Annotated in this window: 18 protein-coding genes; 10 read left to right on the forward strand and 8 right to left on the reverse strand. The window is 64.7% G+C overall.

Features of this window, described 5'->3' with window-relative positions; genetic code table 11:
- Window positions 1–316: 316 nt before the first annotated feature.
- Window positions 317–1,867: a winged helix-turn-helix domain-containing protein gene (locus Q1B08_RS16995; RefSeq protein WP_299821537.1), complete on the reverse strand. Its 1,551-nt coding sequence runs from the start codon at window positions 1,865–1,867 to the stop codon at window positions 317–319.
- Window positions 1,868–2,003: 136 nt separating this feature from the next.
- Here Q1B08_RS16995 and Q1B08_RS17000 point away from each other — a divergent pair, with 136 nt between their 5' ends.
- The 3 genes from Q1B08_RS17000 to Q1B08_RS17010 are packed head-to-tail and all read left to right on the forward strand — an operon-like array spanning window position 2,004 to window position 4,941.
- Window positions 2,004–2,372 (forward strand): cupin domain-containing protein, encoded by a 369-nt coding sequence (locus Q1B08_RS17000; protein WP_299821539.1) that lies wholly within the window; start codon window positions 2,004–2,006, stop codon window positions 2,370–2,372.
- A gap of 25 nt (window positions 2,373–2,397) precedes the next feature.
- Window positions 2,398–3,474, forward strand: coding sequence for a pyridoxal-phosphate dependent enzyme (locus Q1B08_RS17005; protein ID WP_299821541.1), 1,077 nt, complete (start codon window positions 2,398–2,400; stop codon window positions 3,472–3,474).
- A gap of 3 nt (window positions 3,475–3,477) precedes the next feature.
- A complete protein-coding gene (locus tag Q1B08_RS17010; RefSeq protein WP_299821543.1) occupies window positions 3,478–4,941 on the forward strand; it encodes a pyridoxal-dependent decarboxylase in 1,464 nt (487 codons plus the stop codon).
- A gap of 461 nt (window positions 4,942–5,402) precedes the next feature.
- On the opposite strand, the gene Q1B08_RS17015 is transcribed toward Q1B08_RS17010, so the two are convergent.
- A complete protein-coding gene (locus Q1B08_RS17015) occupies window positions 5,403–6,515 on the reverse strand; it encodes a zinc-binding dehydrogenase (RefSeq protein ID WP_299821545.1) in 1,113 nt (370 codons plus the stop codon).
- A gap of 377 nt (window positions 6,516–6,892) precedes the next feature.
- Between Q1B08_RS17015 and Q1B08_RS17020 the strand changes: the two genes are divergently transcribed.
- The 5 genes from Q1B08_RS17020 (at window position 6,893) to Q1B08_RS17040 (ending at window position 11,559) form a co-directional block, all read left to right on the forward strand.
- Window positions 6,893–7,642: an ABC transporter ATP-binding protein gene (locus tag Q1B08_RS17020; protein WP_299821547.1), complete on the forward strand. Its 750-nt coding sequence runs from the start codon at window positions 6,893–6,895 to the stop codon at window positions 7,640–7,642.
- Complete coding sequence (locus Q1B08_RS17025; protein ID WP_299821549.1) at window positions 7,635–8,378, forward strand: ABC transporter ATP-binding protein; 744 nt, start codon at window positions 7,635–7,637, stop codon at window positions 8,376–8,378. Before Q1B08_RS17020 ends, Q1B08_RS17025 begins: the two co-directional genes overlap by 8 nt.
- Before the next feature lie 44 nt (window positions 8,379–8,422).
- On the forward strand, window positions 8,423–9,628 hold the full coding sequence (locus Q1B08_RS17030) for an ABC transporter substrate-binding protein (protein ID WP_299821551.1): 1,206 nt from the start codon (window positions 8,423–8,425) through the stop codon (window positions 9,626–9,628).
- Between the two features lie 66 nt (window positions 9,629–9,694).
- Window positions 9,695–10,582: a branched-chain amino acid ABC transporter permease gene (locus Q1B08_RS17035; RefSeq protein ID WP_299821553.1), complete on the forward strand. Its 888-nt coding sequence runs from the start codon at window positions 9,695–9,697 to the stop codon at window positions 10,580–10,582.
- A gap of 53 nt (window positions 10,583–10,635) precedes the next feature.
- Window positions 10,636–11,559: a branched-chain amino acid ABC transporter permease gene (locus Q1B08_RS17040; RefSeq protein WP_299821555.1), complete on the forward strand. Its 924-nt coding sequence runs from the start codon at window positions 10,636–10,638 to the stop codon at window positions 11,557–11,559.
- A 437-nt stretch (window positions 11,560–11,996) separates the two neighbouring features.
- Here the strand turns inward: Q1B08_RS17040 and minE are convergent, their stop codons facing one another.
- The 4 genes from minE to Q1B08_RS17060 all read right to left on the reverse strand — a co-directional run bounded on the left by minE (window position 11,997) and on the right by Q1B08_RS17060 (window position 14,139).
- Window positions 11,997–12,266, reverse strand: a complete 270-nt coding sequence (minE, locus tag Q1B08_RS17045) for a cell division topological specificity factor MinE (RefSeq protein WP_299821557.1) — start codon at window positions 12,264–12,266, stop codon at window positions 11,997–11,999.
- 3 nt (window positions 12,267–12,269) lie between these two features.
- Window positions 12,270–13,088 carry a septum site-determining protein MinD gene (gene minD, locus Q1B08_RS17050; protein ID WP_299821558.1) on the reverse strand — a complete coding sequence of 273 codons (819 nt, stop codon included), beginning with the start codon at window positions 13,086–13,088 and terminating at the stop codon, window positions 12,270–12,272.
- 26 nt (window positions 13,089–13,114) lie between these two features.
- The gene (gene minC, locus Q1B08_RS17055) at window positions 13,115–13,873 is read right to left on the reverse strand and encodes a septum site-determining protein MinC (protein ID WP_366140041.1); all 759 of its coding nucleotides are present in this window, start codon (window positions 13,871–13,873) and stop codon (window positions 13,115–13,117) included.
- A gap of 125 nt (window positions 13,874–13,998) precedes the next feature.
- Entirely contained in the window at window positions 13,999–14,139 is a 141-nt protein-coding gene (locus Q1B08_RS17060) for a hypothetical protein (protein ID WP_299821559.1), read from the reverse strand.
- Window positions 14,140–14,802: 663 nt separating this feature from the next.
- Between Q1B08_RS17060 and Q1B08_RS17065 the strand changes: the two genes are divergently transcribed.
- Window positions 14,803–15,249: a DUF302 domain-containing protein gene (locus Q1B08_RS17065; RefSeq protein ID WP_299821560.1), complete on the forward strand. Its 447-nt coding sequence runs from the start codon at window positions 14,803–14,805 to the stop codon at window positions 15,247–15,249.
- Between the two features lie 350 nt (window positions 15,250–15,599).
- A complete protein-coding gene (locus Q1B08_RS17070) occupies window positions 15,600–16,973 on the forward strand; it encodes an NAD(P)/FAD-dependent oxidoreductase (RefSeq protein WP_299821562.1) in 1,374 nt (457 codons plus the stop codon).
- Between the two features lie 69 nt (window positions 16,974–17,042).
- Here the strand turns inward: Q1B08_RS17070 and Q1B08_RS17075 are convergent, their stop codons facing one another.
- Both Q1B08_RS17075 and Q1B08_RS17080 read right to left on the reverse strand, forming a co-directional pair.
- Window positions 17,043–19,700 (reverse strand): aminotransferase class III-fold pyridoxal phosphate-dependent enzyme, encoded by a 2,658-nt coding sequence (locus Q1B08_RS17075; RefSeq protein WP_299821563.1) that lies wholly within the window; start codon window positions 19,698–19,700, stop codon window positions 17,043–17,045.
- 1,404 nt (window positions 19,701–21,104) lie between these two features.
- Window positions 21,105–21,554, reverse strand: coding sequence for a transposase (locus Q1B08_RS17080; RefSeq protein ID WP_299821565.1), 450 nt, complete (start codon window positions 21,552–21,554; stop codon window positions 21,105–21,107).
- Between the last annotated feature and the right edge of the window lie 260 nt (window positions 21,555–21,814).

Below are 21,814 nucleotides of genomic sequence, written 5' to 3' on the forward strand. Positions count from 1 at the left end.
ACGAGCCCGCCACGAACGCGAAGGCCCTTCCCCTCCCGCTCCTGGCCGAGCTGGCCGGGACCACGCTCGCCGCCGCCGGGATCGTCCGCTTCGAGACATTCAACGCCTCGACGAACCGTGCAGGTCGGGACGCACAGATCCGGGGGGCGGCCGAGACGCTGCAGCGGATCGACCCGACGCCGGGGTCGTCAACGGGTTCGACGCGTCCGCTGCCTTCCGGACGAGCTGCCTTTCCCGAGGCAGGACGTCTCCGACACGGGTCCGACCGCGCTCCATGGTGGGTGTCGTCCTCGACAGGCTGCCGGCACGCGGCCCGTCAGAACCCCTGCCTGGCCAGTTCGACGGCGATGCGCGCGCGGGATGCCGCGTGGCGGATCGGGAAGGCGGTGAAGTAATCCGTTGCGCTCGCATCCGGCTTGCGCCGACGGATATCCTGTCGCAAGCGCCGGGCGCGTTCCTGCCGCCCGGCTAGTCCGTTGGCGATAAGCGCGATCATCCCGATGAGATAATGTGCGCCGGGGAGTGTCACGGCGCGGTCGCCCCAGCCTGCGGCAGCCTCGTAATCCTCCTGCTGCATCAGCAACTGTGCTCGCACCCCATGGACCCCGTAGAGAAGCGGGTCGAGGGGGCTGAGATTCAGGGAGGTATTCAGCGCGCCGATGGTCGCGTCCGCGTCGCCGGTCAGCATCGTGGTGAATGCCGAAGCGTAGAACCCTTGAGCGTAGTTCGGGTTGAGCGTCGTCGCCCTCGAAAGCCAGTCCGCCGCGATCTCCGGCTGGTCGGTCAGCCAGAACGACCGGCCCATCGTGAAATTCGCGAAAGGATCGAGCGCATCGAGCGCCAGCGCACACTCGGCATGTTGCCGCGTGGCGCGCACCGCCGCCGCCGTATCGGGACCGAATCGCAGGAATGCGGTGAGGAAACTGGTGAACGAAAGCCCTGCATGCGCTCGAGCCAGATTCGGATCCGCCGCGATCGCGCGTTCGAAGAAGGATTGTGCCCGTGCGGTGTCGGCAGCGGTGAAGCGATAGAGATGCCGCAGGCCGAGATGGTAGTTGGCCCAAGCGTCGAGATCTTCGAAGGCGCCCGACCGAGCGCGGCTCGCTTCGTTGTACGGGATATGCGTTTCGAGCGCGGCGACCAGTTGAGCGACGATCCGCGCCCTCAGTTCGTCCATGTCGTCGAGGCGGGCCTCGAGGCGGTCGGCCCAGAGAACCCGCCGCGAACGTGCCTCCACCAGTTCCAGCGCCACCGCGACCCTTCCGCCGTGACATTCGACGATTCCCGTCAGGACGTAGCGCGCCGACAGGGCCGCCGCGATCACGTCGAGGTCGGTCGCGGCCATTCCGAAGCGGAACGAGGAGCCGCGCGCGATCACCGCCAGCCAGCGCAGCCTCGAGAGCGCCTCGATGATCTCGTGCGGGATCGCTTCGGCCAGAATACCGAGGTCCGGTTCTGCCCCGAGCGGCCGGAAGGGGAGGATCGCGATCGACGGCCGTCTCGTCGGGTGCTCGCGCGGTGCGGTTGTCCCTGTGGCGGATGCGATCCGCCCGGGCGTCGTCGTCTTGACCTCTGCGACGAAGCGGAAGCCCCGACCGTGGACTGTCTGGATTGTCCCCTGCCGGACACCGTTGTCGTCGACCGCCCGACGCGCCGAACGGATGCGGCTGGAGATGCTGCTGTCCGAAACCGCTCGACCCGCCCAAACCGCGTCCACGATCTCGTTCTTGGAAACCAAGCGGTCATGGTTCCCGACGAGGAGGATCAGCAGGGCAAGCACCTGCGGCTCGAGCGATACGGCGACGCCGCGGCGATCGAGCTGGAAACGATCCGGGTCGAGATGAAACTCTCCGAATGTCCAGGCCATGACGAAGACTACAGGAAAATCGCTGGGCTCTACAGGAAATCTTCAGATGTCCGTCAAGCATGCGCCAGAAGCGTCCGGTAGCCTGACTTGCAGCCGGTGGATTTGCCCGGTGGTCCTGCAACAGGAAGAGAAGACCATGCCGGAAACAGCAATCGAGACACGCCGGTTCGAGACGCCGGATCAGTGCCTCGACATGAAGGAACGGGGCGGCATCTCAATTCTAAACATGGCGGACGGTAGCGTCGGAATGCATGCCATCTTCGAGAAGGGCTGGACCTGGGAGAAGGACGAGAAGCCCCTGCTCGGCTCGCCCGATACCTGCCCGATGCAGCACACGGGTTACTGCATGTCGGGCGAGCTGGTCGTGCGGATGCTGGATACGGGGCGCGAGACGCGGATCGGCAAGGGCGATTTTTTCGGCATACCGCCGGGACATGACGCCTATGTGGACGGCGACGAGCGCGTCGAACTGATCCTCTTCGCACCAGCAGAGCATCAGCATTGACCCCGAACAGGATTGGAGAACAGCCATGGATGCCATGACGGTGCGCACCGCCGATGGACGAGGACGCCTCTACCATAGCGTGCTCGATACGGTCGGCGACACACCCGCGGTCAGGATCAACCGTCTCGCGCCGAAGGATGTCGAGCTTTACGTAAAGCTGGAGTTCTTCAATCCGGCCGGCTCCGTCAAGGACCGACTGGCGCTGAGCATCATCGAGGAAGCCGAGCGGGACGGCCGCCTGCGTCCCGGCCAGACGGTGGTGGAGGCGACGTCGGGGAATACCGGGATCGGTCTGGCCATGGTCTGCGCCGCGAAGGGTTACCCGTTGGTGGTGACGATGGCCGACAGCTTCTCCGTCGAGCGCCGCAAGTTGATGCGGATGATGGGGGCGAAGGTCGTGCTGACGCCGCGGGCGGAAAAGGGCTTCGGCATGTACCAGAAGGCGGTGGAGCTTGCCGACGCGAACGGCTGGTTCCTGGCCCGGCAGTTCGAAACCGAAGCCAACGCCCGTATCCACGAGCATACCACGGGGCGGGAAATCATCGCGGATTTCAGGAATTTCCGCCTCGACTACTGGGTCACCGGCTATGGCACCGGGGGAACGGTGACGGGAGTGGCCCGCGCGCTTCGCCGCGAGCGTCCCGAGACCAGGATCGTCCTCTGCGAGCCTGCCGACGCGCAGCTGCTCGGCAGCGGCCACGTGCAGTCGCGCAATGCCGACCACTCGCCCGCTCAGAGCCACCCGGCTTTCCAGCCTCATCCGATCCAGGGCTGGACGCCGGATTTCATCCCTCACGTCCTTCAGGAAGCGGTGGATGGCGGGCTTTATGACGAGCTGATCCCCGTGGCCGGACCGGACGGCATCGCGTGGGCGCAGAAACTGGCGCGGTCCGAAGGCATCCTGACCGGCACTTCGGGAGGATCGACCTTCGCCGTGGCGATGACGATTGCCGAACGTGCCGAGCCGGGCGCGGTGATCCTGTGCATGCTGCCGGACACCGGCGAGCGTTACATGTCCACGCCGCTTTTCGAAGCGATCCCCGAGGAGATGACCGGGGAGGAGATCGAGCTATCCCGCTCGACCCCCGGCTATCAGGCCTGAACCATGTCGCACACGCCGGAAACCCTCGATCCCGCGGATTGGGAAGCCCACCGCGCTGTCGCGCACCGGATGGTGGACGATGCCGTGAACTACGTCCGGGACGTCCGTTCCCGGCCGGTGTGGCAAGACATGCCGCCGGATGTGCGTTCGCGCTTCCGCGATGGCGTGCCCGAGGACGGCCAGCCGCTCCCCGAAATCTACCGCCAGATCGTCACGGACGTTCTGCCCTACCCGATGGGCAACATCCATCCACGGTTCTGGATGTGGTATATGGGGGCGAGCAACTTCACCGGGGCTCTTGGGGATTTTCTCGCCGCCATCCTCGGCTCCAATCTCGGCGGCGGTGACCACGCCGCGGCGGAGATCGACAAGCAGGTCGTCAACTGGATGAAGGAGATGACAGGTTACCCACCGGAGGCCGGCGGCACGCTTGTCTCAGGCGGTTCGATGGCCAACCTGATCGGCCTGACCGTTGCACGCAACACGATGTCGGGCATCGACCTGCGCGAGCTTGGCGTCGGCGCGCTGCCTGCGCCGATGCGGTTCTACGGCTCCGACCAGATCCATTCCTGCCACCAGATCGCGGTCGAAGCGATGGGTCTGGGCAATCGGGCGCTGAGACGGGTGCCGTCCGACGCGGCTTGCCGAATGGATCTTTCCGCCCTGCACGGGGCCATCGCCGACGACCGGGCGGCCGGACTGCACCCCGCCTGTGTGATCGCGACGGCCGGGACCGTGAACACCGGTGCCATCGACGACCTCCAGGCGATCGCGGACATCTGCGCCGCGGAAGGGCTGTGGATGCACGTGGACGGCTGCATCGGCGCGCTTCTCGCGATCGCGCCCCGCGGACGGGCGCTGGTGCGCGGCATCGCACGCGCGGATTCCATCGCCCTCGACCCGCACAAATGGCTCCATGCGCCGTTCGAGGTCGGCTGCGCGCTGGTGCGGGACGCCGAGGCGCATCTCGGTGCCTTCTCCGTCATGCCGGAATACCTCGAGGGGGCGCCGCGGGGCATCGCCTCGGGGGCGTGGCTGCACGATTTCGGCCTCCAGACATCGCGGGGGTTTCGCGCCCTCAAGGTCTGGATGGCGCTGAAGGAACATGGGCTGGCGAAGTTCGGGCGGCTGATCGAGCAGGACCTCGCCCATGCCCGCCACCTCACCGAACGGATCGCAGCCAAGCCGAACCTGGAGCTGTGCTTTCCGACGGCCATCAACATTGTCTGCTTCCGCTACGATCCCGGCGGCCTTCCGGAAGCGGCGGTCAAGCAGCTGAACACCGAGATCATGGTGCGGATGCAGGAAACCGGCATCGCCGCGGTCTCGGACACGACCGTGAGAGGGCGACACTGTTTGCGCGCGGCGGTAAACAATCACCGGACAACAAAGGACGACCTGGATATTCTGGTGGAAGAGGTCGCACGGCTGGGCGCGGTGCTGGTTTCCGAAACCCTCGTTGGCTGACGAGGCGCCCGCGCGGCGGGGTCGGCAAGAGCAGGAGCAGGAGCAGGAGCAAAGGGATGCCGTCTCTCCTCGTCGTGTCGATCGTGCAGCCGTCGGCGCTCGGGGCCGGCAACTCATCTGTGCTTCCCAACCGAGCAGACCTCGCGCGACACATGCGCCAGCGGGCAGTTCAAGCCTTCTGAAGCGGATTTCGCGAACAGGGCGGCGATGGCTGCCCTTGTCGTCGTGATGCACAAGGTCTTTCTATCCACGGACCGGGATCGCCATGTCGAGGGCGACCCCTTGCCAGTCCCGTCTCCCGACGCGCGCACCACGTCGTCGGGCGTTCGACCGGATCAGCCAGTCATGGCTGGGACCCCGGCACAGGGTTGCCACGGAAGCGGGTCAACTTCATCGTATCGCGCGTGCGGCAAGGCGTACCACGTCGAGATCGCCCTTATCGCCGCTTCCGCGACACGCCATCAGGACCAGGGCGTGACGAGATATTTCTCGCCCGTCTTCATCGCACGATAATCGGTTACCGCTTCCCGGGTCAGCATCTCGTCGAGATTGACGCGCTTCTTGTAATGGCTTGCGAAGGTGGTGGCGAGATTCTCGCGCACGCGGTCGCGCATGCGGCTGACGGTTTCGCTTCCGGCCGATTGGATGAAGGGAAACAGCAGCCAGCCTGAAAGGGTCCAGCCAAAGCCGTAGCTCGGTGACAGGACCGTCGGGCCGGTATCCAGACGCCCGTATATGAACATGCGCTTCGGCTGGTTCGAGCCATAGCGCGAATATTCTGTCATTCTGCTTACCGCGACCTGCTCCATGGCCTTGAACGCATCGTCGACCGATTGGCCGCCGCCAATCGGATCGAAGCCGTAGAATGCGCCGGTGTCTTCGATCGCGTCGCGCAGCTGACGCATGAAGTCGTCATCCGAGGAGTTGACGACATGCGTGGAGCCGAGCCTTTCGAGCAAGCCGGCCTGGCTGTCCTTTCGAACGACGTTGACCAGACCGAAGCCATCCTCCTTGCAGATCCGGGTCAGCATTTGGCCCAGGTTGGATGCCCCGACCGTGTGCAGGATCGCGTTCTGCCCGTCCATTCTGGCGGTTTCCACGAACCCAAGAGCGGTCATGGGGTTGACGAAGGCGCTTGCGCCGTCCTCGGCCGAATGATCGCCCAACGGAAGGCACATGTCGGCGTTGGCGATGCAGTACTGGCTGTAGGCATTGCCCGGGACACAGGAGACTCGCTGTCCCACGAGCGCCTTGGCCGTGTCGCCGTCGCCGGCGGCAACGACCGTGCCGGCGCCTTCGTTCCCGGCCGGCAGCTTTATCCCATGACGCGCTTTCGAACCCGCGTTGAACGGCTCCGGGACGGACGCGACGAATTTTCCCGGCGAATAGCTGGCATTTTCCAGATCGGCCCCACCGACCAGAATGGCGAGGTCCGACGGGTTTATCGGCGCCGCTTCCATCTTCACGAGCACTTGGTTGCCGGCCGGATCGGGGAGGGTCACGTCCTCGATCGCGACGGTCAGCGTTCCGTCCGCTTCCAATGTCGTGAACAGTTGCTTGCCGGTGGTTGCCATTGTGAAATCTCCAGGTTTCAGGTTCGCGAAGATAGGCTGACGTCGGATCGACGGATCGGAGCGAAACGCTACCTTGGCCAATATCGCTATCGCGGGGGCAGATAGCGCTGACGACGGCCCGGACGAACGGAAAACGTCGTCGACGCCGCCGGCGCTCCCTGAAGATCGCTCCCATCGCGATGCGCCGTCGCGGCAGGCGCCCCCAAGTCAGCTTCGGTCGACGACGGACGTCGATGGCGGTTTACTTTCCGGCGTGGCATGGTTTGTTCGACATTGTCCGGACCTGAGGATATCAGGGCGGCGATCAAACGAGAGGGTTTGTCGAGCTTGGTACCAGTTGAGAATCCAGTGCCGCTGGCGGACGAAGGCGTGACGGGATGAGCGTTGCGCTGGAGGCGATCGGCCTGACAAAGGAATTCAGGGGATTCGTCGCGGTCAACGACGTGTCGCTGCGCGTGGAGAAGGGTACGATCCACGCGCTGATCGGGCCGAACGGCGCCGGCAAGACGACGTGCTTCAACCTCCTCACGAAATTCCTGCAGCCGACCCGTGGTACCATCACCTACGAGGGGCGGGACATCACGCGGATGGGAGCGGCCAGGATCGCCCGGCTGGGCATGGTCAGATCCTTCCAGATTTCGGCGGTGTTCGCCGATCTGACCGTTCTGCAGAACGTCCGGATCGCGTTGCAGCGTACGCGCGGCGAGAGCTTCGATTTCTGGCAGTCCGAAAAGACGCTGTCGCGCTTCGACGACGAGGCGGAATCGTACGTCGCCGAGGTCGGTCTGGCGGAGTTCCTGCATCACAGGGCGGCCGAGCTGTCCTACGGGCGCAAGCGCGCTCTCGAGATCGCCACCACGCTGGCGCTGAAGCCCGGAATGCTGCTGCTCGACGAGCCGATGGCGGGCATGGCGCAACAGGACGTCGAGCGGATCTCGGCGCTGATCCGGCGCATCGCCGAGAACCGCACGATCCTGATGGTCGAGCACAATCTGTCGGTGGTCGCGGACCTTTCGGACCGGATAACCGTGCTGGCCCGCGGCGAGATCCTCGCGGAGGGCGACTACGAGACCGTCTCGCGTTCCCCCGAGGTGATCGACGCCTATATCGGAGCGGGCCATGACTGACACGACGGTCGAACGCCACGCGGCCGCCCCGGCCGGCACTCCGCTGCTCGAGGTCAGGAACCTCCAGGGGTGGTACGGCGAGAGCCATGTCCTGCATGGAATGGACTTCGACGTCGGCGAAGGAGAGGTCGTCACGCTGCTGGGCCGGAACGGCGCCGGCAAGACGTCCACCCTGGCGGCGGTCATGGGCATCCTGGGAAAGCGCACCGGCTCCGTCGCCTACAACGGGACCGAGACGATCGGGATGCAGCCCCGGCACATCGCCCGTCTCGGCATTGCCCTCTGCCCCGAGGAGCGCGGGATCTTCTCGTCGCTCAACGTCGAGGAGAACCTGATGCTGCCGCCGCGCATCCAGGAGGGCGGCCTGCCGGTCGAGCGTATCTACGAGCTGTTTCCTAACCTTCTCGAACGCCGCCGGAGTCAGGGGACCAAGCTTTCGGGGGGCGAGCAGCAGATGCTGGCCATTGCCCGCATCCTGCGCACCGGCGCCCGGCTCCTCTTGCTCGACGAGCCGACCGAAGGACTGGCCCCCGTGATCGTGCAGCAGATCGGCCGCACGATCGCCGCACTCAAGGCCGAAGGATTCACGATCGTGCTGGTGGAGCAGAACTTCCGTTTCGCCGCCTCCGTGGCCGATCGGCACTACGTCGTCGATCAGGGCAGGATCGTCGACATGATTCCCGGCGAGGCGCTGGAGGCCAACACGGACAAGCTGCACGCCTATCTCGGCGTATAGCGGAACTCATCGGCGCCTCGGCGCCGCAACAAGGGAGAAAGACCATGATCAGAAGGCTGGCCATCGGCACCGCCGCAATCGCCGCAATTGCCGGACCCGGCTTCGCGCAGGACGCGATGGACGTCACGCTGGGGGTGCTGAACGACCGTTCGGGAACCTACGCGGACCTATCGGGCGAAGGCTCTGTAATCGCCGCGCGGATGGCGGTCGAGGATTTCGGCGCCGAGGAGAAAGGGCTCAACGTCGAGATCCTGTCGGCGGACCACCAGAACAAGCCGGACGTCGGCTCGAACATCGCGCGGCAATGGTACGATCAGGAAGGTGTCGACGCGATCCTCGACGTGCCGACATCGTCGGTGGCGCTCGCCGTGGCCGACATCACGGCCCAGAACAACGGCGTCTTCCTCAACTCCGGCGCCGGCTCGACCGAGCTGACGCGAGGACAGTGCCAGCCGACGACGGTGCACTGGACGTACGACACCGCGGCGCTCGCCAAGGGAACAGGGCAGGCCGTCACGCAGGCGGGCGGCGACCAGTGGTTCTTCCTGACGGCCGACTACGCGTTCGGCCATTCGCTGGAAGAGAACACCGCGCGCGTGGTCGAGGAGGCCGGCGGTGAGGTCGTCAGCACGGTCCGGCATCCGTTCCCGGCCACCGACTTCTCGTCCTTCCTGCTTCAGGCGCAAGGCAGCGGCGCGAACGTGATCGGCCTCGCCAATGCCGGCGGCGACACCGTCAACGCGATCAAGCAGGCCTCCGAGTTCGGGATCACGCAAAGCGGCATTTCGCTGGCCGCGCTGCTGATGTTCATCTCCGACGTTCACGCGCTCGGGACGGAGACGGCGCAGGGCCTGCAGCTGACCGAAGCGTTCTACTGGGACCAGAACGACGAGACCCGCGAATGGTCGGCACGGTTCGAGGAGCAGCACGGCGCCAAGCCGACCATGGTTCATGCCGGTGTTTACTCGGCGACGATGCACTACCTGCGCGCGGTCGAGGCGACCGGCTCGACCGAGGGCGAGGAGGTCGTTGCCCAAATGAAGCAGACGGAATTCGACGATCCGCTTTTCGGCGAGGGCCATGTCCGCGCCGACGGCCGGGTGATCCACGACATGTACCTCTTCGAGGTCAAGTCGCCGGACGCGTCCGAGGGCGAGTGGGACCTTTATGAACAGAGGGCCGTCATTCCGGGCGAGGAAGCCTTCCTGCCGATGATCGACGAGTGTGACTTCTCGCAACAGGCCGGCTGAACCGGCCGCGGCGCGCCCGATCGCGGCGCGCCGCATCCCGCATCCTGAACGTCACTGAGCAGGCACATGTTCGAACTTCTGGGAATACCGCCGCAGGTCATGATGGGACAGCTCCTGCTGGGCCTCATCAACGGATCGTTCTATGCCGTTCTCTCGCTGGGTCTGGCGGTGATCTTCGGCCTGCTCAACATCATCAACTTCAGCCATGGCGCGCAGTACATGCTCGGTGCGTTCGTGGCCTGGATGCTGCTGACCTATCTCGGCCTCGGCTACTGGTGGGCTCTGGTTCTGGCACCCGTGATCGTGGGCGCGACCGGCCTCGCGCTCGAGCGCGTGGCCCTTTCCCGGCTATACCATCTCGATCATCTTTACGGTTTGCTCCTGACGTTCGGCGTCGCCCTCATCATCCAGGGCCTGTTCCGGAACTACTACGGCATTTCCGGTCAGCCCTATCAGATCCCCGGTGCGCTGGCCGGCGGCCAGAACCTCGGCTTCATGTTCCTGCCGAACTACCGGGCCTGGGTCGTCGTCGCGTCGGTCGTCGTCTGCTTCGGCACCTGGTTCATGATCGAGAAGACCCGTCTCGGCGCCTATCTCCGGGCCGCGACCGAGAACCCGGTCCTGGTCGGCGCCTTCGGGATCAACGTTCCCCGGCTGATCGCGCTGACCTACATGTTCGGCGTGGGCCTCGCCGGCTTTGCGGGCGTGCTCGCCGCGCCGATCTATTCGGTGAACCCGAACATGGGCGCGGACCTGATCATCGTGGTATTCGCCGTCGTCGTCATTGGGGGCATGGGCTCGATCATGGGCGCGATCCTGACCGGCTACGGCATCGGCCTGGTCGAGGGCCTGACGCGGGTCTTCTACCCGGAGGGATCGGCGGTGGTGATCTTCGTGATCATGGCAATCGTACTGATGATCAAGCCCGAGGGCTTGTTCGGGAGGACCGCCTGATGGCGACGACGGAAACTATCTCAAACGCGGCGCCGGCGGCCCGGAGCGCGGGAATGCCGACCTTGCACAAGGCGATCTTCGCCGTCCTTCTCCTAGTGCTCGTCGCGCTGCCGTTCCTTGTCTATCCGGTCTTCGCGATGAAGGTGATGTGCTTCGCTCTCTTCGCGGCGGCCTTCAACCTTCTCCTGGGCTTCGGGGGGCTGCTGTCGTTCGGGCATGCCGCCTATTTCGGCGGCGCCAGCTATGTCGCCGCCCACGCCGCCAAGGTCTGGGGCTTCACGCCCGAGCTCGCGGTGCTGACGGGGACGGCCGCCGCCGCCGTGCTGGGCCTCGCGATCGGGTTTCTGGCGATCCGGCGCCAGGGCATCTACTTCGCGATGGTCACGCTTGCATTCGCCCAGATGGTCTTCTTCTTCGCCCTGCAGGCCGAATTCACCGGCGGCGAGGACGGCATCCAGTCGGTCCCGCGCGGCGACCTTTTCGGATTAATCTCGCTGCAGAACAATCTCGTCCTGTACTTCTTCGTCTTGGCGATCACGTTCGGCGGGATCCTTCTGATCTACCGCATCATCCATTCGCCGTTCGGACAGGTGTTGAAGGCGATCCGCGAGAACGAGCCGCGCGCGGTCTCCCTGGGCTACCACGTGAACCGCTACAAGCTCATGGTGTTCGTGCTGTCCGCCACGCTGGCCGGACTGGCCGGCGCGACCAAAAGTCAGGTGTTCCAGCTTGCATCCCTGACCGACGTGCACTGGTCGATGTCGGGCGAGGTCGTGCTGATGACGCTGCTGGGCGGAATGGGAACCATCTTCGGCCCGTTGGTCGGCGCCACCGTGATCGTGACGATGCAGAACTATCTCGCAACCCTCGGTGCATGGGTGACCATCATCCAAGGGATCATATTCGTTATCAGTGTCCTTTTGTTCCGCGAGGGAATTGTCGGGGTCATCTCGCGGTGGCTCCGGCGGCCGCTCTGACGGCCGGGACGGCCGCAATCACGCCGGTGCTCCATGTGCGATCCGGTCGTGATCCGTTCGCCAAACGGAGCGGGTCCGGAATGGACCGAGCTCGCGCACGGGACGAGAGCCTCGGTCGACCGCCGACGCCGGGAATCGCGGCGGGTCCGGAGACAGGTGATCGGATGTCTGCCCCCGCGCGATCCGCGATCAGCCGTCGAACGGTGCAGCGCACCTGCGACGACCGTAGCAGGCTTTATCACCTGCCACGATACGTCGCTGTCCTGGGCCCCGTCAGTTGGCATCAGCCATGGACGGCGATCTGCGAGGGAGCCGAGGATTTCACTGACGGCGCCCGAATACGAAGCGTATCGTACAGAGGTCTGAGACAGAGCCCGTCGCGCCGGGCACATCGGTTCCGTAAGTCGCCGAGCCCATTGGCACCGGCGCGGGGGCGCTCAGCCTGCCTGCCCGGGCTGCGCGTCCGGAACTTCGATGTTGATCTCCAGGCTCGACATGTCGTCCCCGCGCTCGAGTTTGATCTCCACCGCATCGCCGTCGACGCGCATGTGGCGCTTGACGACCGCGAGGATGTCGCGCTGGAGAAGAGGCAGCAGATCATCGCGGGCCCGGTCGCTACGGTCATGGGCAAGCAGGATCTGCAATCGCTCCTTGGCCGCTCGGGCACTGTCGGACCGGCGCGGCTGCTGGCGGAAGAAACCGAACATCGCTTAAGCCCTCCGACCCAGGAAACGGCGCAGAAAACTGGGACGCTCCTGGGGTTGTACGCGCATTTCGATCTGCTCGCCGATCAGCCGGGAGACCGCGTCCTCATACGCCTTTCCGGCATTGGACGTCTCGTCCATCACGACCGGCATCCCGACGTTGGAGGCGCGTAGCACGGTGGTGCTTTCGGGGATGATACCCAGAAGCGGAATGGCGAGGATCTCCAGCACGTCGTCGATGGGCATCATCTCACCCTTGGCGACGCGGTCGTTGTCGTAGCGGGTCAGCAGGAGATGCGCCTTAACCGGATCGCCGTCGCCTTTCTCGGCGCGCCGGGTCTTGGAGTTCAAAAGCCCGAGAACCCGGTCGCTGTCACGCACCGAAGAGACTTCGGGATTGGTCACGACGATGGCTTCGTCGGCGAAGTACATGGCCAGATGCGCGCCGCGTTCGATACCTGCGGGGCTGTCACAGATGATGTAGTCGAACTCTTCCTTGAGTTCGCTCAGCACCTTCTCCACGCCCTCGGGGGTCAACGCGTCCTTGTCGCGGGTCTGCGAGGTGGGAAGCACCGACAGCGTGTCGAGACGGCGGTCCTTGACCAGTGCCTGCTTCAGCTTGGCATCGCCCTGGATGACGTTGATCAGGTCGAACACCACGCGGCGCTCGCATCCCATGATCAGGTCCAGGTTGCGAAGGCCCACGTCGAAGTCGATCACAACCGTCTTGTGGCCACGCTTGGCGAGACCCGCCCCGATGGCGGCGGTGGACGTGGTCTTGCCGACGCCGCCCTTTCCGGACGTGACGACGATGGTCTTGGCCAAGGGATGTCCTCCTGTTCTGTGAAGGGTTATGCGAGTTTCTCAATACAGAGCATCTCGTCGCGCAGGAATACCTGAACGCGCTCGTTGCGGATCGCCGGGCTCATGCTTTCGCTGGTCTTGTACAGGCCCGAAATGGCGAGAAGCTCGGCGTCGAGGCTTTGGCAGAAGATGCGCGCGTTGGTGTCGCCATTGACGCCGGCCAGGGCTCGGCCGCGCAGCCGGCCGTAGACATGGATGTTGCCCTCGGCGATCAGCTCGGCCCCCGCACTGACCGAGGCGACCACGACCAGATCGCCACGGTCGTTGAAGATACGCTGGCCGGAGCGCACCGGCTCCGTGATCAGGCGCGTCGCGGGGGCGGATTCCGGCTGCACGGGCGCGGGCTCGGGGGCCGGAGCGCTCTTGCGCGTGCTGCGCTCGAGCGGGACCTCGCGGCCGCCGGGCATCGGGATTAGTCCGGCCGCACGCGCAATCGCAGCGTGCTCCTCGGTTCCGTTCTGGACCCCGAACACCGACAGGCCACGGTTCTTCAAACCGTCGATGAGACGGACGAGCTCGGGCTTCGGCAGGGTTCCGGACACATTCTCGAGGTCGAGCACCATGGGGGCGTCGTCGAAGAAGGCCGGGGCCTGGCTGATATGCGCGTCGAGCGCGGCGAAGAACCCGTCGTCCACGCCCGTGTCGAGGCGCAGCGCGACGGCGGTGAAGAACCGGCCACGAACCTGGAACGGCTTGATGGAGGCGGGGCTCGCCCCGGCACTGGTCTCGAAATCTCGTCGTTGCAAGCGAACGGAACCTTCCTGCGAACGTTACCGGAAGTCCTTACGAAGTGTACAAGGACGGCAATGTCACCCCGTCCTTAGTCGTTGCGCCAACCGCGGACAACCGTCTGATCGGTGTCGCGGTCGCATCAACGGATCCCGCCGATTTTCGCCGATAGACCCCAGTAAAAGACGCTACAGGCACCCACGTATTCGTTGCCGTCGTTGCCGCTCATTGGCAAGGCGCGGCTGACGGTTCTGTCCTGTAGTGTGTTGGCGATGGTGGTCATGTCGGAAAGGATCGGCGACAATAAGCCTTCAGTGGTGTCTCTGCGAATCCTTGGGCGAGGGATCCTGTTCCTGCTTGGCGAAGACGGTCCGCACGAAGCCGTACGCGCAGCCTGTCCGGGGACAGCGGGCATCCTGAACGTCAATGCGAGGGTAGTGGAGGGCGCGGATGTAGCCCATTTCTCGCGTCTCGCGTCTCGCGTCTCGCGCACGGCACTCGGATTGCCCCTCACCGGGGTCCACCAACACCCGGCCGCGGCTGCTTCTGGGTCTCGACATCCCCGTCGAGGGTTGTGCGATGACCGTGGCAGGTCCATCCGCCACCTAGCGATCCGACCGCTGCATTGTCTTCGAAGGCAATTTCATCCACGGCGTTCGCAACGATGGCCTCGTCTCCCGCATCGTGCTGATCGCGGCTCACGCCATGACGGGATTGAACCGGACGGTCAGCGAGTCGCGCATACGCAGCGATGCGTTGCGGGCGGACCAGTTCAGAGCGCGGAAACAGGTGGATCCAAGTGGGTCATTCCTGCCAACTATGTCGGTGGACATGGGATAGGAATGCCGGAAAGGCCTCGCGCAACAGGACCGATCGAACGCGAAGATGCGTGTCGGAACCCTTGCGCGACGGGCCGGTTTCGCCGCGCAGACATAAGGAGAACATCATGAAGCGTGGACTGACATTGATTGCCGCTTGCAGCATCGCGCCCACATTGGCCTTCGGGGACATAATGACCGTCGAGGCAGAGGGTTCGGTTTCCGCCGTCATGGATCGGCTCGAGTCGGCCGTCGACGAGGCGGGCGCCACGGTCTTTGCCCGGGTGGATCACGGAGCCGGGGCCGAGGCGGCGGGTCTTGAGCTCCAAGACGCGCAGCTTCTGATCTTCGGGAATCCACAGCTCGGGACCCAGGCGATGCAGGATGATATCCGGGCCGGGCTTCAGCTACCGCTCAGGATGCTCGTCTATGGTGACGACAGCGGCATCGCTCAGATCGCGTGGCAGATGCCGGCGGACATGTTCGATGGTCTCGATATTGACGAGGACGCCGAATATGTCGGGCGGATGGAAGACGCTTTGACCAAGTTCGCAGAGGCTGCCGCGGGAAAATAGTCGGCCGATTATTCCGAACTGATACGGGCGGGTGTGCTTGCCTGCGCCGCATCTTGGCAGGCACAAGCCGGCACCGGACCGAAGGGCTGTCTTGCATGGTACCCCCGGATCACCCCTCGGACACCAAAGCTCCGTCGGATCCAAGCCGGGCTTCGACCAAGGCCGGCGGGCCCGATTGTCTTCGACCCAGCCCCGCGCGCGAGCGGCACCCAGGAAAACACGGTGATGACAATGCCCAGATCAGGCCTCTCCTCCGCGGCACGGGCTTCGAACACCGGCTCTGTCTTGTTCTTTTCATCACGGGCCCGATTGCGTGAAACCCGCGCCGCAGGAAGCGAGGAAAGAACTCAATGCTGGATACGGTAATCGTCGGTGCGGGATTTGCCGGTCTGTCGGCGGCGAGGACACTCATCACGAAGGGTCGCGAAGGCTTCGTCATCCTCGAGGCGCGGGATCGCGTCGGCGGGCGGACCAAACCGGGCGTGATCGGAAACCTCGACATCGATCTTGGCGGCATGTGGATGGCACCGGGGCAGGCACGGCTGAAGCGTCTCGCCGCCCATTATCGCGTCCGCCCATACCCAACCTATCTCGATGGCAATGCGGTCTTTCGCATCAGCAAAAGAGAGCGGCAGGGCCCGCGCGAGGATCTGAGCCGGCTCTTCGGCATAGGGGGCGGCCTCGCTTATCTGCATGCCCGGTGGAAGCTCGAGCGGCTTATGGCACCGCTCGACACCGAGCGACCCTGGGCGCATCCCGAAGCGGAACGGCTCGACGCGATGACCGTGGAAACATGGATCGCGCGAAATGTCCTCCATCCCCTGCCTCGCGTCGCATTCCGAACAGTCTGCGCCACGATCCTCTGCGCCGAGCCATCGCAAGTTTCGCTGTTATTCTTTCTGCATTACTTGAAGTCGGGCGGTGGGCTCGAAGTCTTGATATCTTCTGATACCGGCGGGGCGCAGAACCTCCTTTTTCATGGTGGCGTTCATCAGATCAGCCGTTTCATGGCCGACGAGATCGGGGAGCGGCTACGCCTCGAAGCGGCGGTCAGCGCGATCGAATGGAACGACGACGCTGTGACAGTGCATAGCGAAAGGGGCAGGTTCACCGCCCGCAAGGCTATCATCGCGGTTCCGCCGACGCTCCTGCGCCGGATCCGGTTCACGCCGGAATTGCCGCAACCGAAGACCGCGATCCACGACCGTCTGTCCATGGGCTCTTCGATCAAGTTCTGGGTTCTCTACAGGACGCCGTTCTGGCGCAAACGAGGGCTGAACGGTACGATCCTGCGCGACGACGTTCCCACAACGCCGATCATGGACGTATCACCGACGGGCCAGGATCGGGGTCTGCTCGTCGGGTTCTTCGATGGCAACCATGCGATCCGGCATGCCGATCTGACGACGGAGGATCGTCGCATCGTCGTGCTCGAGATGCTTGCCGAGCATTTCGGTCCCGAAGCGCTGCGACCTCTGGATTATATCGATCACGACTGGACCGACGAGGAATGGTCGGGCGGATGCTACGGTGCCTATGCGCCGCCGGGTGTGTTCGCCCGCTACGGCGAGCACCTGCGAATCCCGATCGGTCCGTTGCATTGGGCAGGAACGGAAACCGCGTCGGAATGGACGGGCTACATCGAGGGGGCCATCCAGTCGGGTGAACGGGCAGCAGGGGAAATCATGCGAGCGATGCCCGTTCAGAATGATGGATCGGCTTGAGAAAACACGAACCCGATACCGTGGCCGCAGGAGTCGCGACGTTCCGATGATACGGAACGTCGAGGAAGATCAGGCACGCTTGCCGATAGTTCCAGCACGCTCCGAGGCACCGGGGCGATCGATACGGGTCGCGGCGACGTGACCCGCGAAGGCCGCAAGTTCTCCCTCGGCGACGTGACGACCGTACCATTGCGGCGGCGCCGGCTCGAAGCCGTGCTGGTCGGCAAGTTCGGCGAGGTGATCGGCATCCGCGAGCGACAGGCGCGAGCCGATGCTGTAATCCCGCTTTTCCCGTGCCAGCGCCAGCAGCATCGTCTCGCCGAGGCATCCCCAGCAAAGATTGGCGGGCAATGTCTGGAACGGGCCGAGATCGACCTCGAAGGGCGGCTGGATCAGTCCGCCGTCAAAAACCAGCACGCGGGCCGACGGGATCTCGGCCGGGGCCACGTTGGGCGGTCGCGCGATGTCGCAGACGAGCGTGCCGGGCCGCAGATCGAGCGGATCGATCAGGGCCATTTCGGAGCTCGTCGCGACCAACACGATGTCGGCATCCGCAACCGCGACCTCGAGCGGCGTGCTCCAGTCGACCAATGGCCGCGTGCCTTGGCTCTGAAAGGCGGTGCCAAATCGTTCGGCCAAACCCTTTCTTTCGCCCTGTAAGCCGAACTTGGCCTGCCGGGCGATCCCACGGACAACGGTTCGCAGATTGCCCGGACGATGCTTCGTGATCTCGGGCGGATCGAGGAGCGTGCCATAGACCTCGTCGGCCACACGGGAGAGAAGCCTTGGCGTGAAAGGATTGGCGGCATTGCCCACGAGGCTCAGCCGGCCGATCCGGCGGCCGAGCATCAGACTTGCCAGGCGGCCGATCGCGCCGGACGCGCCCACCACGACGACATGCGCGTCCTCGAGCGATAGGCCCGCCCGACTGGCCACCCGTTCGATGCCTTTGACGGCCGAGACCGCGGTCAGCGTGTTGCCACTGGTGATCGGCACACCGCGGCCCGTGGCCGTTTCGCCGCCGCGAGTGACAATCGAGGTGAAGGCGCCGAGGCCCACCCGCGACGCACCGTTCTTCGCGGCCAGATCGACGCCGCCCTTGATCATGCTCGCCGCAACACTGCGCCCACCGCCGCGCATGTCTTGAGGCAGCATTGGAACGGACATCAGCCACCCTTCTGCCGTCGCGCCGGTCTTCGACGTGACCTCGGGCATGCGACGGACGAAGCCGGGCCCGAACTGCTTGACCCAGTTGCACCAGTTGGCGAGTTCGTCCGCGCTGAACTGGCGGAAAGACGGGTCGGAGCGAAAGATATCTTCCGGTTCCGTGTAGTGGATAAGAAAGGTAAAGCGGCCTTCCTGATCGGGCATCGGCGGCGTCACGGCAGGCCGCGCTTCCGCATCAGGCAGGTCGGAACACGCTGGCACGGGCTTGGCCACGAGGTGCCGAACCAACCGATAATAATCCCGCGCTGCCAGCACATCGCAGACCGCGTTCAGCGCCGCGACCGCGCGGTCGATCTCGACCCGCCCGGAAGTAAGGGTCGGCTGCAGGCGCATCACATGGGTCTCGTTGAAAAGCGGCGCCGTGAGCACGCCCTCGACATTGAGCAGATAGGAGCTGATCAGCGGCATGACGCCCCCGTTCAGGCTCGCGAACGCCATGATTGCGGAATCGGCGCGTTTGTCGAATCGCTGGAATTCGAGGCCCAGCATGTAGCCACGTCCGCGCACCTCGCGAATGACCTCCGGATACTTGTTCCGCAGGTCCTCCAGACGGCCATGCAGATAGGCTCCGTTCTCGGCAACGTCACGGATCAAAGCCTGATCGTCGGCGAGCAAGCGGTCGAGCGTGGCCATCGCCGCCCGGCTGGCCAGGTTATTGTTTGCAAAGGTAGAACTATGGCGCCGACCGAAATCGTCGTCCCACGCCGAGGGGCGCACGACAAGGGCGCCGATCGGCATCATGCCGCCGCCGAGCGCCTTCGACAGGAGCAGCATGTCGGGCACCTCGGCGCCGTCCGAACAGGCGAACAACCTGCCCGTGCGGCCCATCCCGGTCTGGATCTCGTCGAGAATGGTCAGCACGCCGTATTCGCGGCAAAGCGCTATGGCACCGTCGACATAGCCTTCGGGCGGGCAGATGACACCGCCTTCGCCTTGGATCGGCTCGAAGATGAAGGCCGCGATGCCGTCCGCGGCCACCGAGAGGCGGTCGCGCAACGCGTTCAGATCGCCGTAGGGGATGTGGTCGAAGCCCGGCGCCGGAGCGGCGAATCCTTCCTGATACATCGGTTTACCAGTGGCCGAGAGCGCGCCAAGCGTCTTGCCGTGAAAACCGTTGCCCGTCGACAGGATGCCCGTCTTTCCACTTTTGAGCCGAGCGAGCTTGATTGCTGCCTCGACCGTTTCGGCTCCGCTGTTCGTCAGCGTGGTGATCGAAAGATCGCCCGGCGTAACCTCGGCCAGGCGCTCGGCAAGACGCTCGGCCTCGACAGGGCGGAGCGGCTGAACCATGGAGGGCAGCGCCTCGGCCTGCGCCGCGTTCAGAGCCGTCCAGATTTCGGACGGATTGTGGCCGAAGGGGAGCGCCCCGTATTGCGACAGGAAATCCAAGTATTCGCGACCCTGTTCATCGAAGAGCCGAAAGCCGGAACCACGCACCATACGGGCGTCGAGGGCGAACATTTGAAGCAGATTCTTACGCGCGGGGTTCAGAGCTGTCATGACGTACCTTGTTGTTCGGAGACAGAGTTTCCTGGCTCAGATGCGGGAAGACACCGATATCGTTCGGTCAAGATGGCCTCCTTGAGGGTCATGATCTCTAAGACGGATTGACGAACGTACAATTGCACCGCAACTCCGGCGAAGCGGACCCCCGGCACCAGCTATCAGGATCATCGACGCTCGATATCTCGTCAGATGCCTGCAGGAACCCTTGTGCCAATCTACGGATTGGAACAATGCCAGTGGCGATTGCGTTGGATGTCCTAGCGGTTTCTTGCCTCAGACTTTAAAATGCCGGCAAAATTCCGCCATTAAGACAGGCGGTCGGCTCATGATTTTGACATTCGAGGTCGTATCGATATCTTTTTTTAATCTATCGCGATCCGCTATAGCCGATTAACGCGGTTTGCTCCCATCCTGACGCACCGGGGATTCCCGCGGGGTCGTCCGTCCGGTTCGCTTTCGGCGGGAGATGGAACAGGGCCGCATTCCACGCGATGGAGCTTTGCGGGCGGATCCTCGGCCGCATCGCCGCCGGTCGTTCGTGTCGGGCGGCGGCGCGAGTCCGGCGATCCGGCCGGTGTCCGATCGCCGTGACCGGGGGCGATCGCCCCGAAGCGGCAGGGTTGCTCATCGGGAACCGCAGGAGAGCCCGCACCGCACATGGCGTTCCCGGCCGGGATCGTCCGTGCGGCGCCGGACATCCCCCGGAAGGCGCCGGAGGCGACGCAAGGCGTGCCGGCGCGGTGCTCCTCGATCCACCGGGCATCAGGCCGAACTTGGGTCTCATGCAAGAAAAGGCCCGGTCGCGCGGGGGTGTCCGCAGGCCGGTATCGGGCTGGCCCGGTCTGACCGGACCGCGCCGCCGGAGTGCTGTGGAAGGAGCGATCGGCAGCACTGCGCAGATCGGCTCACCCCCATGCGCATCACGATGCGCCTCGACGAAATCCCCCGATCTTCGCCACAGTCGACGTGATCGCTTGTCAGCGGGAGCCGTGCTGGCCTTCGCCGTCGAGAACCTTCCGCATGGCGCGCTCGCCCACTTCATGGGGAATCTTGTTCGTGGTCTTGCTCATGATGCTCCATCCTACTCATGAGTTGGAGCTTCCGGCAAACCCGTGGCGTGCGTGGATGCCCCCTGTTTGGCAAGCCTGATCTTCGGTTCGTCGGCGGGAGCCTCGATCGGACGTGTGTCAGGCCTCTGAGCGTGGCCTTCGATGACGCCACGGGTGGGTCATGCTGTTCGGATGGCTGGGTTCACATCGGTTCAGAGAGCCGCAAGCGCTCGAGCCCCGCGTCTGAATGTCCCTGCCATGAACGCGCGCGTCCGTGTCGCGTACTCCTCGTCGATCGCTCGCCCCGGCCTTGCGGCCATGTCGTGCCGTTGCCCCTTTGGGGCGCAGGTCACGCCATCCTGTAATCCTCCTGCTTCGTGGACACGGCCCAGATCATCCGCACCATCCTGTTCGCGAGTGCCACGGCCGCGACCATCTTCGGCTTTCGCGCCACGAGAGCGGCGAGCCAGCGGTTCGGGCTGCCGCCCTTGCGGACCACCCAGCGGATCACGCTCATCGCGCCGACGATGAGCAACCGCCGGATGTCGGCCTGACCCATCTTGCTCGCCGCACCGAGTTTGGCCTTCCCGCCTGTAGATCGTTGCCGGGGCACGAGGCCGAGCCAGGCCGCGAAGTTCCGCCCGCTGCCGAAGGTGTCGAGGTCAGGCGCGAAGGCGGCCACGGCGCCGGCGGTCACCGGGCCGATCCCGGGGATGGTGCACAGACGGCGCAACTCGGCTGCGAGCCGCTCGATTACCTCCATGAGGTTCGCGATCTGCTTGAAATAAATCCCGCCCATCTCGCGGACCGGGCAGGTCCGCGGTCTCGTCGGCGAGGGCGTTCTCCGGCAGCTTTAGGCTCACCGGTCCCTTCGGTGCGGTTAACCCGAACTCCGCAAGATGGCCGCGCAAAGCGTTGATGAGTTGCGTGCGCTGCCGGACGAAGCATTGGTGGGTGCGGACCGCAACCGCGGGGGCCTGCGGGGAGTGTCAGGAGTTCTGTGTATCCGGCGGCCGGTCCGGTTACGTGGCGGCCGCTCTCAGCCCCTGACGGGGGAGA

This window comes from uncultured Jannaschia sp. (genome assembly GCF_947494025.1).
Lineage (GTDB): Bacteria > Pseudomonadota > Alphaproteobacteria > Rhodobacterales > Rhodobacteraceae > Jannaschia.